This is a genomic window from Metapseudomonas resinovorans DSM 21078 (assembly GCF_000423545.1).
GTDB classification, from domain to species: Bacteria; Pseudomonadota; Gammaproteobacteria; order Pseudomonadales; family Pseudomonadaceae; genus Metapseudomonas; species Metapseudomonas resinovorans.
Map to the genome: position 1 here is coordinate 66,845 of NZ_AUIE01000027.1, position 13,003 is coordinate 79,847.

Genomic DNA, 13,003 nt, shown 5'->3' on the forward strand with positions numbered 1-13,003 from the left:
GGAGCGCACCGATGCGGCTGAAGTGCATCAAGCTGGCCGGGTTCAAGTCCTTCGTGGACCCGACCACCGTCAGCTTCCCCAGCAACATGGCGGCCGTGGTCGGCCCCAATGGTTGCGGAAAGTCGAACATCATCGACGCCGTTCGCTGGGTCATGGGTGAGAGTTCGGCGAAGAACCTGCGCGGTGAGTCGATGACGGACGTCATCTTCAACGGCTCCAACACCCGCAAGCCGGTGGCTCAGGCCAGCATCGAGCTGATCTTCGACAACTCCGACAACAGCCTGGTAGGCGAATACGCCGCCTTCGCCGAGATTTCCATTCGCCGCCGCGTCAGCCGCGACGGCCAGAACACCTACTTCCTCAACGGCACCAAGTGCCGCCGTCGCGACATCACCGATATCTTCCTCGGCACCGGCCTGGGGCCGCGCAGCTACTCGATCATCGAGCAGGGGATGATCTCCAAACTGATCGAGGCCAAGCCTGAGGACCTGCGCAACTTCATCGAAGAAGCGGCCGGCATTTCCAAGTACAAGGAGCGCCGCCGCGAGACCGAGAGCCGCATCCGCCGCACCCAGGAGAACCTGGCGCGCCTGACTGACCTGCGTGAGGAATTGGAGCGCCAGCTGGAGCGTCTTCATCGCCAGGCCCAGTCCGCCGAGAAGTACCAGGAGTACAAGGCCGAGGAGCGTCAGCTCAAGGCCCAGCTCGCCGCCCTGAAATGGCGGGCGTTGAACGACCAGGTCGGCCAGCGCGAGGCGGTAATCGGCAACCAGGAAGTCAGCTTCGAGGCCCTGGTGGCCGAACAGCGCAATGCCGACGCGAGCATCGAGCGTCTGCGCGATGGGCATCATGAACTGTCCGAGCGCTTCAATCTGGTGCAGGGGCGCTTCTACTCCGTGGGTGGCGATATCGCCCGCGTGGAGCAGAGCATCCAACACGGCCAGCAGCGCCTGCGTCAGCTGCAGGACGACCTGCGCGACGCCGAGCGCGCGCGCCAGGAAACCGAATCCCACCTGGGCCACGACCGTACTTTGCTCGCCACGCTGAGCGAAGAGCTGGACATGCTTGGCCCTGAACAGGAAATGAGCGCCGCCGCTGCGGAAGAAGCCTCCGCCCAGTTGGAAGAAGCCGAAACCGGCATGCACGCCTGGCAGGAACAGTGGGATGGTTTCAACCAGCGAAGCGCCGAACCGCGTCGCCAGGCTGAGGTGCAGCAGTCGCGCATCCAGCAGCTGGAGCAGAGCCTGGAGCGTCTGCTGGAGCGCGAGCGCCGCCTGAACGATGAGCGCGCTCAATTGGCCGCTGATCCGGAAGATGCGGCGGTGCTGGAGCTGAGCGAGGAACTCGCGGTAGGCGAAATGCGCCTGGAAGAACTCCAGGTCGCCGAGCAAGGCCTGGCGGAACGCCTGGACGAGCTGCGTGAAGAATTGCAGCAGGCCAATCAGGCCCAGCAGCAGGCCCAGGGCGAGCTGCAGCGGCTGAATGGACGTATCGTTTCGCTGGAAGCCCTGCAACAGGCCGCACTGAACCCTGGCAAGGGCGCTGCCGAATGGCTTCGTGAACAGCAGCTGTCCGAACGTCCGCGTCTGGCCGAAGGCCTGCGGGTGGAGCAGGGCTGGGAGCTGGCGGTGGAAACCGTGCTCGGCGCCGATCTGCAAGCCGTATTACTGGAGGAATTCACCGGCCTCGATCTATCCGGCTTCAGCCAGGGTGAGCTGCGCCTGGCCAGCGCCGGCAGGGGCGGGGCGCGAGCCCCCGGCAGTCTGTTGGAGAAGGTAGAGGCGCCCATTGATCTGGCGCCCTGGCTGGCCAAGGTCCTGCCGGTGGAGAACCTGGATCAGGCCTTGGCCCAGCGCGGCATACTCGGCGAGGGCGAAAGCCTGATCAGCCGTGACGGTTACTGGGTCGGTCGCAACTTCCTGCGGGTTCGCCGCGCCAGCGAAGCGGAGAGCGGCCTGCTGGCCCGTGGTCAGGAGCTGGAACGTCTGCATGCCGAACGCGAGGAGCGCGAAGCCGCCCTGGAGAAGCTGGAAGAACGCCTGCACCAGCTGCGCGACAGCCAGCGTCAGCAGGAGGAGTCCCGCGAGCAGCAACGTCGTCTGTTGCAGGAAGAGTCGCGCAGCCTGGGCGAACTGAAGGCTCGCCTGTCCGCCCAGCAGGCGAAAGTGGAACAACTGACCTTGCGTCGTCGTCGCCTGGAAGACGAAGTCCGAGAGTTGGACGAGCAGCGTGCCCTCGAGCTCGAGCAGTTGGGCGAGGCGCGCCTGACCCTGCAGGACGCCCTGGACGCGATGGCCAGCGACACCGAGCAGCGCGAAAAACTGCTCGCCGAGCGCGACAGCTTGCGCGAGCGTCTCGACCGGATTCGCCAGGAGGCTCGCCAGCACAAGGACCATGCCCACCAACTGGCCGTGCGCGTCGGCTCGCTGCGAGCGCAGCATGATTCGACGCGTCAGGCTCTGGAACGCCTGTCGTTGCAGTTCGAGCGCCTCAACGAGCGGCGCGAACAGCTCAGCCTGAACCTGGAGGAGGGCGCTGCGCCGTTGGAGGAGCTGCGCCTGAAGCTGGAGGAGTTGCTGGATAAGCGCCTGGGTGTAGAGGAAGAGCTCAAGCTGGCAAGGCTGGCGCTTGAAGATGCCGACCGTGAACTGCGCGACGCCGAAAAACGCCGCACCCAGGCCGAGCAGCAGGCGCAATTGCTGCGTGGCCAACTGGAGCAACAGCGTCTGGAATGGCAGGCCCTCACGGTTCGTCGCAAGACGCTGCAGGATCAACTGCATGAAGACGGCTACGATCTGCACGGAGTGCTCGCCACGCTTCCAGCTGAAGCCAGCGAAAGTGCCTGGGAAGAGGAGCTCGAGCGACTGGCGGCGCGCATCCAGCGCCTCGGACCGATCAACCTCGCGGCCATCGACGAGTACCAGCAGCAGTCCGAGCGCAAGCGCTATCTGGACGCGCAGAATGACGACCTTGTGGAAGCCCTGGAGACGCTGGAAAACGTCATCCGCAAGATCGACAAGGAAACCCGCAATCGCTTCAAGGAAACCTTCGACCAGATCAACGCCGGTCTGCAGGCGCTGTTCCCGAAAGTGTTCGGTGGTGGCCATGCTTATCTTGAACTGACAGGCGAAGACCTGCTGGACACCGGTGTGGCCATCATGGCGCGGCCGCCGGGTAAGAAGAACAGCACGATTCACCTGCTGTCCGGTGGTGAGAAGGCGCTCACCGCGTTGGCCCTGGTCTTCGCGATCTTCCAGCTCAATCCGGCGCCGTTCTGCATGCTGGACGAGGTGGATGCGCCACTGGACGACGCCAACGTCGGCCGTTATGCGCGTCTGGTGAAGGAAATGTCCGAGAAGGTGCAGTTCATCTACATCACCCACAACAAGATCGCCATGGAAATGGCTGACCAGTTGATGGGCGTAACCATGCACGAGCCCGGATGCTCGCGCCTGGTAGCGGTGGATGTCGAGGAGGCGATGTCGATGGTTGAGGCCTAGTAGCCAGTCGAATGCGAACTCCAGGTGGGTCTGGAGATCAAATTCGCGTTGGCATCGGTGTAAGCCTCTATCAGAGGTTTCTCTGCTGGGCTGGTCGTGCTAGCTTTATGCCCAATTTTGTCGCACGTGGAAAACGCCATTCAGAACATGGAGTTGGGCGCCACGTTTCAGGGGACGGGATGTCCTTTCTTCACCATTGTTTGCATTTTCACTAGGGGACACAGGACTACATGGATATCGGTCTGCGCGAGTGGCTGATTGTCATTGGCATCATCGTAATCGCCGGCATTCTGTTCGATGGCTGGCGCCGCATGAGTGGCGGCAAGGGGAAACTCAAATTCAGACTGGATCGCAGTTTTTCCAATGCCCCGGGCGATGAAGACGATCCGAACCTGCTTGGCCCGGCGCGGGTCAAGGATCGTGCTCATCAGGAGCCGTCTCTGGACGAGGAAGACCTGCCTTCCCTGAGCGCCCGCGAAGCCGGCAAGCGTCGCGGCGAGCCGCAACAGGGCGATCTGAACCTCGATGAGCCGGTACCGACCCTGCTCAACCCGGTTGATGAAGGGAAAAAGAACGGCAAGCCCCATCCGCAGCTGCAGACCCCGGAAGTTCCGGTTGAGGAAGTCCTGGTGATCAACGTCGTTGCACGCGACGAAGCCGGCTTCAAGGGACCGGCTCTGCTGCAGAACATCCTGGAAAGCGGTCTGCGCTTCGGTGCCATGGACATCTTCCATCGCCACGAAAGCATGGCCGGTAATGGCGAAGTGCTGTTTTCCATGGCCAACGGTGTCAAGCCCGGCACCTTTGACCTGGACGACATCGACCACTTCAGCACGCGCGCTGTGAGTTTCTTCCTCGGTCTGCCGGGCCCACGCCATCCGAAGCAAGCCTTCGACGTGATGGTTGCCGCCGCCCGTAAGCTGTCCCAGGAGCTGAACGGCGAGCTGAAGGATGATCAGCGCAGCGTGATGACTGCCCAGACCATCGAGCACTACCGCCAGCGCATCGTCGAATTCGAGCGCAAGCACCTGACCCATAAGCGCTGATCCAGCGCGCAGTCAACGAAAGAGCAGCCCCGGCTGCTCTTTTTGTTTCAAGAGAACGAGCCTGAACCATGATCGATGCCCAAACTGCCGCCGAACGCATCTACGCGCTGCGCGCCGAGCTGGATGCGCACAACTACCGTTACTACGTGCTGGATGAGCCCAGCGTGCCGGACGCCGAGTACGACCGCCTGTTTCGTGAGCTGCAGGCCCTGGAGGCGGAGCACCCTGAACTGGTGACCCCGGAATCGCCGACCCAGCGGGTCAGCGGTGCGGCCCTGTCGGCCTTCGGCGAGGTGCGCCACGAAGTGCCCATGCTCAGCTTGGGGAACGCCTTCGAGGAGCAGGACCTGCTGGACTTCGATCGGCGGGTGCGCGAAGGGCTGGGTGAGTTGCTTCCAGGCGGCGACCTGTTCGGTAGTGGCCCGGAAGTGGAATACACCTGTGAGCCCAAGCTGGACGGCCTGGCCGTGAGCCTGCTGTACGAGAACGGCTTGCTGGTGCGCGGGGCGACTCGCGGCGACGGCACCACGGGCGAGGATATCAGCAGCAATGTGCGCACCATCCGCAATGTGCCGCTGAAGTTGCAGGGCGAGGGTTGGCCCGCCGTGCTGGAGGTGCGGGGTGAGGTCTTCATGTCCAAGGCCGGCTTCGAGGCGCTCAATGCCCGCAACCTGGAGCTCGGCGCCAAGACCTTCGCCAATCCGCGAAATGCCGCCGCAGGGAGTCTGCGTCAGCTGGACTCGAAGATCACCGCCAGTCGCCCGCTCGAGTTCTGTACCTATGGTTTCGGTCGGGTGGAGGGCGAGCTGCCAGATAACCAGTTCGCCATACTCCAGGCGCTCAAGGGCTGGGGCCTGCCCATCAGCCGTGAGCTGAAACTGGTCACGGGTGCCCAGGGCTGCCTGGCCTATTACCGCGATATCGGCGAGCGCCGCGACAATCTCGCCTACGAAATCGATGGCGTGGTCTACAAGCTCAACAACCTGGCCTGGCAGCGCGAGCTGGGCTTCCGCGCCCGAGAGCCGCGCTGGGCCCTGGCTCACAAATTCCCGGCCCGTGAAGAACTCACCGAACTGCTGGATGTGGAGTTCCAGGTCGGTCGTACAGGCGCCGTGACGCCGGTCGCTCGCCTCAAGCCGGTGCAGGTGGCCGGCGTCACCGTTTCCAACGCCACCCTGCACAACATGGACGAGGTCGCGCGCCTGGATCTGAGGATTGGCGATACCGTGATCATCCGCCGGGCTGGTGACGTGATTCCGCAGGTGATGCAGGTCGTTCTGGAACGTCGCCCTCCCAATGCGAGCCCCGTGCATGTTCCCGAGCAATGCCCGGTATGTGGTTCCGCAGTCGAACGTACCCAACTGGTCAAGCGCGCCAAGGGCAAGGAAACCACCAGTGAAGGCTCGATCTATCGCTGCGTCGGTCGTCTGGCCTGCGGTGCCCAGTTGAAGCAGGCGATCATCCACTTTGCCTCGCGCCGCGCCCTGGACATCGAAGGCCTGGGCGACAAAATCGTCGAGCAGTTGGTGGACGCCGGGCTGGTCGCCTCGCCGGCTGATCTGTACACCCTCAAGTACGAACAGGTGGTAGAGCTGGAAGGCTTCGCTGACCTCTCCACCCGCAACCTGCTGGGCGCGATTGCCGACAGCCGCAAGCCCGCCCTGGTGCGCTTCGTCTACGCCCTGGGTATCCCGGACGTGGGGGAGGAAACCGCCAAGCTGTTGGCTCGCGCCCTGGGTTCTCTGGAGCGCATTCAGCGGGCACTGCCTGACGTGCTCACCTACCTGCCTGACGTGGGGTTGGAAGTCGCCCACGAAATCCACGCGTTCTTCGCCGATGCTCATAACGAGAAGGTGATTGGCGACTTGATGGCGCGCGGTATCGAGTTGCAGGAGGAGGGGGATCTGAGTCCGGAGTTTGCCGCCTGCGCAACCTTCGCCGGCTTCATCGAAAAGCTCAACATTTCCGGTATCGCGGCCACAGGCGCGAAAAACCTGGCTGAAAAGACCGGCAACCTGGATGGCCTGATTGCCCTTAGTCGCGACTGGCTGGACCTGAGCGTGATGAAAGGCCTGAACGAAAAGGCCAAGCAGGCCCTGCGCGAATTCTTCGTGGCGGAGGAGAGCGTTCAGCGTGCCCGCGCAATCGAAGCCCAGTTGCGCGACTTCGGCATGCACTGGGAAAGCGAGAAGAAGGCCGTGGATGGGCTGCCGTTGGCGGGACAGACCTGGGTGTTGACCGGCACCCTGGAAGTCATGAGTCGGGAGGTGGCCAAGGAAAAGCTGGAGGCGCTGGGGGCCAAGGTGGCGGGTTCGGTGTCGGCACGTACCCATTGCGTGGTGGCCGGACCGGGTGCTGGCTCCAAGCTGGCCAAGGCCAACGAGTTGGGCGTACGCGTGCTGGACGAGGAGCAGTTCCTCGCCGAACTGGCGCGGCTGGGCTGAGACCTAGGCGCCGATGCCCAGCGCCGTCTGGTCTGCTTCGGAGACGGATGCGTCGATAGTCGTGGCCGTGCGAACGCTCTGGCGGTAGTCGCTGGGGCTGCAGCCGGCCAGCTGCTTGAAGGCGCGGGCGAAATAAGACGGGTCCTTGAATCCAGCCTCGTAGCCGATGCTGGTCACCGGCATCTGGCTGTTCTCCAGCAGGTGCTTGGCGAAGTCCATGCGCTTGCCAAGGATGTACTCCATGAAGCCGACGCCGTTGACCTCCTTGAACAGCCGACTGAAGCGGAAGGGCGTCATGCCGCATTGCTGGGCCAGCTTCTTCTGGTCCACGCTTTCGCGGAAGTGTTGCTCGATGTAGGGCATCACCTTGCTCAGGGCTTTGTGCTTTTGGTGGCTGGTGGTCAGGCGAATGCTGCCCGGTAGTGGCGGGTTGCGTTCCAGTACAGGCTTGCGGCCCAGGCTGGTGACGGCTCGGCGTACTTCGCAGAGTTGCTGCAGGCTTTCCAGATAGCGATTCTGCTCCTCCACTGCCAGGGGCAGTACCACGAACTCCCAGACTCGCGCCCGCATTGCCCAGATCGCCAGCTCCTCCGAGTGCTGCACGGTGAACATGGTGATAGGGATGGAGGGGTAGGTGCGCTTGGTTTCCAGCAGCAGGTTGAGCCCGTTTGCATCGGGGCGGTCGAAATGCACGCAGATCATGTCGATCTGGCGCAACTGTTCCTTTGCTACACCGGCGCGGCCCTCCGCCAGCCGGCATTCGCAGCGTCCCCCGAATTGCGACATGAGTGCGGGCGTCGACCTGTCACGAGTCAGGTCGAGCCAGAGCAGCACTGGTTCTACGGCGGAGTTTGACTGCATGTTCTAACCCTGCGCCCATTTATTGTGGCTTCCCGAGCTGCAGTATTGTCACTGTGCTATTACGCCAAAGAACCAATCCCTATAAGCAGACCCTGCTTCCTGCAATACCGTTCTACCCAAAAGTGGGTGCCCCATTTTTCGCGGCTTCCGCACCCGCGCGACCGTTCGTCACCCGACCAGTCACCTGGCTGTAAGCCGCGCCCTGTCTGGGTCAGAGCCACTCTGGCCTTGCGCCATGATTTCCCCCCATTCGCTGCAAGAAAGTCCTAGCGATCCGCAAAAAACTCCTAACTCCCCACTTTTGGGGCACCTAGGGTGGACTCAGGCGGGGCGAGAAGTGCCGCCGGACACTGCAGATACAACTGAGTGAGGTGGGCGAAATGACTTTTGAAGCGATCAAACAATCGGTGGTGAAGTTCGTTAAGGATGAAGCTGGTCTTACAACCGTGGAGTATGCCGTGGCCGGCTCTTTGGTCGCTGGGGCAGTAATTATTGCCTTCACAGGTTTGGGAACTGCCGTTACAACTGAAATCAACAGGCTTGCGACTTGTATTGCTGGCAACGGCACAACCGGCTGCTAGCAATTCTTTAGCTGTTGGGAGATGCATCAATGTCCACGGAGCAGATATTACTTGCAGTTGTACTGCTCGGGCTGCTGGGCGTAGCGGTGGCGTGCGATCTTCGCCGCCACCGCATTCCCAACCTCCTGGTGCTCTTGGGCATGGCTCTGGGGCTGGCTGGCCAGAGCTATGCGGACGGGCTGACCGGGCTAGGCAATGGAGCGCTGGGGCTGGCGATCGGTTTCGCCGTTTTTCTCCCGCTTTATGCGCTGGGCGGAATGGCCGCCGGCGACGTCAAGCTGATGGCCATGGTCGGTGCGTTCCTCACCCCCTATGCCTCGCTTTCAGCTGCGCTCAGTTGCCTGGTTGTCGGGGGAATCTGCGGGTTATTGATTGTCCTGGCCCGTGGCCAGCTGCTACAGACCCTTGCTCGCTATGGGTTGATGATTCGGGCACGGGCATACATCGCTCCCGCAGTGGACGAAGTAGCCAGCCAAACCTTCCCTTACTCGGTTGCGATCCTGCTCGGCACCTTGGCCAGTGGCCTGTGGTGGTTCGTCGTTCTTCTGTAGCCGAGGGAGTTCATCATGTATGCCATCACCGACAGCGATGCTTATCCCAGCGAGCGAGAGGCCGTACAGCGACTTGCGCCGCAGCCGCGCACGATCGGCGAGACAGGCCTGGCGGAGAACTTTCTGGGCGACCTGGTGTGCAAGCACCTCCACGACGCCGGCGTGCTGGACATGTCGCGCCTGGTGGAGCGCCTGGCGCTGACCGGCGCCGTGCTGGAGGAGATACTCGCGTTCCTGCGCAAGGATGGCCGTATCGAGGTGCTCGGCCAGGCAGGCGGGCAGGCCTTGCGCTATGGACTCACCGAACGTGGTCGTGGGTCGGCGCGCGATGCCCTCTCGCGCAGCGGCTACCTGGGTGCGGCGCCCTTTCCGGTCAGCGCCTATCGTTCCCTGCTGAAGGTGCAGACCATCCACCACGGGCGCATCACCGCCCGCGACATGCACGCCGCCTTCCATGGCGTGGTTCTGGCGGACAGCATGCTGGACCAGTTGGGCGTGGCCATGAATTCAGGGCGCGCCATCATGATTTACGGGCCTGCGGGTACCGGCAAGACCTATATCAGCAGCCGCCTGATCCGCCTCTTCGCCGAAGCCATCTGGGTTCCCTACGCGATTGCCGTGAACGAATCGGTGATCGAGATCTACGACCCACAGGTCCACCAGCGCCTGGACGAAGGCGAGCAGAACAAATTGCTGCTGGACCAGGGTATCGACCGCCGCCTGCTATGCTGCAAACGGCCCATAGTGATCACCGGTGGCGAGCTCAGCATGGAACAGCTGGATATCCGCTACGATCCCTTCTCCCGCCTCTACCAGGCCCCGTTGCAGCTCAAGGCCAGCAACGGCGTGTTCATCATTGACGATATGGGGCGCCAGCGCATGGCGCCGGCTGAGCTGCTGAACCGCTGGATCGTGCCCATGGAAGAGAAGCGCGACTTCCTCAACCTGGGCGGCGGGCGCCACTGCGAACTGCCCTTCGATCTGATCCTGGTGTTCTCCACCAACCTCAATCCGCTGGAACTGGCCGACGAGGCCTTTCTCCGGCGCATTGGCTACAAGCTGAATTTCACTTACCTGCATCCGGAAGAGTTCGAGCGCATCTGGCGCCAGGAGACCGAGCGTCTGGGCATCGTCTATGACCCGGTGCTTCTGCGTTATGTGCTGCAGGGACTTTACGAGGAGCAGGGGATGCCGCTGGTGCCCTGTCACCCCCGCGACCTGCTCGGCATGGCCCAGGACCGCCAGCGCTACCTGGGCGAATCGGGCCCCCTGTCGCCCCGCGACCTGGAGTGGGCCTGGCACAACTATTTCGTCCAGCTCGAAAGCCTTGGATAAGGAGACGCCGACATGAGTGCTCGTACTCTCACCCTGATTGCCCTGTCGCTGATTCTCGGCCTGGGCGCCGCCTGGATGGCCAACAACTGGCTGAGCGCCCGGCTCAATGCCAGCCCGGACGACAACCTGCAGTCTGTGGTGGTCGCCACGGTGGAGATTCCCTTCGGCCAGATGATCGAGGCCCAGCAGGTTACCCTGGTGCGCATGCCCAAGGGCACGGTTCCGGACGACGCCTTCGATGCCACCGAAAAGGTGGTGGGAAAGATCGCCACCTTTGCCATGCTGCGCGGCGACATCCTGCGTGAAGCGCGGGTAGCCGAGCACCTGGGTGGCAGCACCCTGGCTTCGTTGATTGAGTCGGACAAGCGCGCGGTATCGGTGCGGGTGGACGACGTGGTGGGCGTGGGCGGCTTCCTGCTACCGGGCAACCGGGTCGATGTGCTGGCCACCAAGAAAGTAGGCGGCAACGGTACCGACGCCGAATCCAAGACCATTCTCGAAGACCTGCGCGTGCTGGCCGTGGACCAGACCGCCAGCACCGACAAGACCCAGCCTGTGGTCGTGCGTGCCGTGACCCTGGAAATGAGCCCCAGGCAGGCCGAAATCCTGGTCAAGGCCATGACCGAAGGCCGCCTGCAACTGGCCCTGCGCAACCCGCTGGACGACCAGAAGAAACCCGAGCCCAAGCTGGCTGGTGCGCCGAAGGCGGCAGCTCCCGTACCCCTGGCACCGGTTAAACCCAGGCCGATAGTGCGTCGCAGCGATGATGGCTACGGCGTGATCATCATCCGTGGCACCGAAGTGAAGGTGGCGAAGGCTCAACTCTAGGCCATTCCTTTTGCCATCCGGCAAAGGGGTGGGGCAGTCAGTGACCAGCGAGACGAGGAGAGGGTTATGCATAGAATTCGGAAGCTTGGATTCCTGGCGCTGCTCCTGCTGGCCTGGACTCTGCAACCTGTACCCCTGGAGGCCGCGCAGCCAGCGGTGACGGCGCAGCCCATGCAGCTCGGCAACACAGGTCGCATCCAGGTGCCTATCTACAAGGCACGCATCCTCACCACCCGGGCGCCGGTGAAGCGCATCTCGGTGGGCAATCCCGAGGTGGCCGACCTGCTCATGACCAGCCCGACCCAGCTCTACCTGCTGGGGCGTTCCTTGGGCAGCACCAACGTGCTGCTTTGGGACAACAGCAACCGCCTGATCGACAGCCTCGACCTGGACGTGGTGCATGACCTCGGCGGCGTCAAGGAAAAGCTGCACCAACTGATGCCCAACGAGCGCATAGAGGTGTTCAGTTCCCAGGGCTCACTGGTGCTGCGTGGCCAGGTCAGCAGCGCTGCGGTCATGGACACGGCGGTGAAAGTGGCCAAGAGTTACGCCGCCCAGACTTCCAGCGTGGTCCAGGGGGAAGGCGAGGCGGCCAAGCTGGCCCCGGCCCAGTCGCTGGAGGTGATCAACCTGCTCAGTGTCGGCGGCAGCCAGCAGGTGATGCTGGAGGTCAAGGTGGCGGAAATTCAGCGCAACCTGCTCAAGACCCTCGACGTACGCTTCAACGCCTTGCATATGGGCGGCAACTGGGCCACGGGGGGCTTCAATAACGGCCAGGGCCTAGGCTTCGACGGGGACGGATTCGTCAACCCGACCGCGCTGTTGGGCAATGGCAAGGGCTTCTTCGGCCAGTTCCTCTCGGACGACTTCCTATTCAACGTGGTGCTTGAGGCGGCCAAGGACAATGGTTCGGCCAAGGTGCTGGCCGAACCCACTCTGACCACCCTCAGTGGCCAACAGGCAGAGTTCATTTCCGGCGGCGAGTTTCCGGTGCCCATCACCGAGGACGATGGCATTACCATCGAGTTCAAGGAGTTCGGGGTAGGCGTGAAGTTCCTTCCGGTGGTACTGGATGAAGGACGCATCAACCTGAATCTCAATGTCTCGGTGAGTGAACTATCCAACGCCAACGCCCTGTCGCTGGATACCGGGCTGGAGAGCATTCTGGGCGACGGCGTCACCCAGATCATTCCTTCGCTGACCAAGCGCAGCGCCGAGTCCACCGTCGAACTGGGCAATGGCCAGACCATCGCCATTGCCGGCCTGATCAGCGAGAACACCCGCGACTTCGTCAGCCGCTTCCCAGGCCTGGGCGACATTCCGGTACTGGGGCACCTGTTCCGTAGTCAGTCATTCCAAAATGGGGAAACCGAACTGGTGATCCTGGTCACGCCGCACCTGGCCAAACCGATCGACGCCAAGGCAGTGCGCCTGCCCACTGAAAAGTTCGTCGAGCCAAGCGACCTGGACTTCTACCTGCTGGGCAAGACCAAGGGCCGCGAGCCGGGAAGGCCTGTGCCGGTCAGCCTCGGCGTCAGCGAAGGCCGGTTTGGCCACGATCTCAAGTAACCGGAGGCATGACCATGAAACTGATCATTCCGTTCTGCCTGATGGCGCTGTCCTGCGGTTGCGTCATGAGCTACGAGGAAGGCCGGGTCGGGACCCTGGGCTACAGCGTCTACCAGACCACCTACCAGCAAATAGCCGACAAGGAGCGGGCGGCCAACCCCGGCACCGAGGTGTCATCCGTCGGCAGGGACGGCCCGGTAACGGAAAATGCCATGGACGGTTATCGGGGAGTGACAGGCGACGCGAAACAGATCGGCCAGCCGATTGAGATCAATATTGGCAACTGAG

Annotated in this window: 10 protein-coding genes; 9 read left to right on the forward strand and 1 reads right to left on the reverse strand. The window is 62.8% G+C overall.

From position 1 onward, the window contains the following. Positions 1-11: 11 nt before the first annotated feature. The 3 genes from smc (at position 12) to ligA (ending at position 6,990) form a co-directional block, all read left to right on the forward strand. Positions 12-3,500: a chromosome segregation protein SMC gene (gene smc / locus G559_RS0118970; protein ID WP_028629760.1), complete on the forward strand. Its 3,489-nt coding sequence runs from the start codon at positions 12-14 to the stop codon at positions 3,498-3,500. Between the two features lie 230 nt (positions 3,501-3,730). Further along, complete coding sequence (gene zipA, locus G559_RS0118975; RefSeq protein ID WP_028629761.1) at positions 3,731-4,546, forward strand: cell division protein ZipA; 816 nt, start codon at positions 3,731-3,733, stop codon at positions 4,544-4,546. Positions 4,547-4,614: 68 nt separating this feature from the next. Then, on the forward strand, positions 4,615-6,990 hold the full coding sequence (gene ligA, locus G559_RS0118980; protein WP_028629762.1) for an NAD-dependent DNA ligase LigA: 2,376 nt from the start codon (positions 4,615-4,617) through the stop codon (positions 6,988-6,990). A 3-nt stretch (positions 6,991-6,993) separates the two neighbouring features. Here ligA and G559_RS0118985 read toward each other — a convergent pair whose 3' ends face one another. Further along, entirely contained in the window at positions 6,994-7,851 is an 858-nt protein-coding gene (locus G559_RS0118985; RefSeq protein WP_028629763.1) for a helix-turn-helix domain-containing protein, read from the reverse strand. A 380-nt stretch (positions 7,852-8,231) separates the two neighbouring features. Here G559_RS0118985 and G559_RS29980 point away from each other — a divergent pair, with 380 nt between their 5' ends. The 6 genes from G559_RS29980 to G559_RS0119010 all read left to right on the forward strand — a co-directional run bounded on the left by G559_RS29980 (position 8,232) and on the right by G559_RS0119010 (position 13,002). After that, positions 8,232-8,432 (forward strand): Flp family type IVb pilin, encoded by a 201-nt coding sequence (locus G559_RS29980; RefSeq protein ID WP_081668115.1) that lies wholly within the window; start codon positions 8,232-8,234, stop codon positions 8,430-8,432. Between the two features lie 29 nt (positions 8,433-8,461). Further along, positions 8,462-8,983: an A24 family peptidase gene (locus G559_RS0118990; protein WP_028629764.1), complete on the forward strand. Its 522-nt coding sequence runs from the start codon at positions 8,462-8,464 to the stop codon at positions 8,981-8,983. A 15-nt stretch (positions 8,984-8,998) separates the two neighbouring features. After that, positions 8,999-10,318: a P-loop NTPase family protein gene (locus tag G559_RS0118995; RefSeq protein WP_028629765.1), complete on the forward strand. Its 1,320-nt coding sequence runs from the start codon at positions 8,999-9,001 to the stop codon at positions 10,316-10,318. A gap of 12 nt (positions 10,319-10,330) precedes the next feature. Beyond that, positions 10,331-11,146, forward strand: a complete 816-nt coding sequence (gene cpaB, locus G559_RS0119000) for a Flp pilus assembly protein CpaB (RefSeq protein WP_028629766.1) — start codon at positions 10,331-10,333, stop codon at positions 11,144-11,146. 66 nt (positions 11,147-11,212) lie between these two features. Further along, on the forward strand, positions 11,213-12,715 hold the full coding sequence (locus G559_RS0119005) for a type II and III secretion system protein family protein (RefSeq protein WP_028629767.1): 1,503 nt from the start codon (positions 11,213-11,215) through the stop codon (positions 12,713-12,715). 14 nt (positions 12,716-12,729) lie between these two features. Next, on the forward strand, positions 12,730-13,002 hold the full coding sequence (locus G559_RS0119010) for a hypothetical protein (RefSeq protein WP_028629768.1): 273 nt from the start codon (positions 12,730-12,732) through the stop codon (positions 13,000-13,002). Position 13,003: the final 1 nt, after the last annotated feature.

What these genes read in the sequence shown, in the direction of transcription:
- G559_RS0118995 (WP_028629765.1), top strand. Translation starts at nt 8,999, where the DNA reads ATGTATGCCATCACCGACAGCGATGCTTATCCCAGCGAGCGAGAGGCC.
- G559_RS0118985 (WP_028629763.1), bottom strand. Translation starts at nt 7,851, where the DNA reads ATGCAGTCAAACTCCGCCGTAGAACCAGTGCTGCTCTGGCTCGACCTG.
- ligA (WP_028629762.1), top strand. Translation starts at nt 4,615, where the DNA reads ATGATCGATGCCCAAACTGCCGCCGAACGCATCTACGCGCTGCGCGCC.
- G559_RS0118990 (WP_028629764.1), top strand. Translation starts at nt 8,462, where the DNA reads ATGTCCACGGAGCAGATATTACTTGCAGTTGTACTGCTCGGGCTGCTG.
- G559_RS0119005 (WP_028629767.1), top strand. Translation starts at nt 11,213, where the DNA reads ATGCATAGAATTCGGAAGCTTGGATTCCTGGCGCTGCTCCTGCTGGCC.
- cpaB (WP_028629766.1), top strand. Translation starts at nt 10,331, where the DNA reads ATGAGTGCTCGTACTCTCACCCTGATTGCCCTGTCGCTGATTCTCGGC.
- G559_RS0119010 (WP_028629768.1), top strand. Translation starts at nt 12,730, where the DNA reads ATGAAACTGATCATTCCGTTCTGCCTGATGGCGCTGTCCTGCGGTTGC.
- zipA (WP_028629761.1), top strand. Translation starts at nt 3,731, where the DNA reads ATGGATATCGGTCTGCGCGAGTGGCTGATTGTCATTGGCATCATCGTA.
- smc (WP_028629760.1), top strand. Translation starts at nt 12, where the DNA reads ATGCGGCTGAAGTGCATCAAGCTGGCCGGGTTCAAGTCCTTCGTGGAC.
- G559_RS29980 (WP_081668115.1), top strand. Translation starts at nt 8,232, where the DNA reads ATGACTTTTGAAGCGATCAAACAATCGGTGGTGAAGTTCGTTAAGGAT.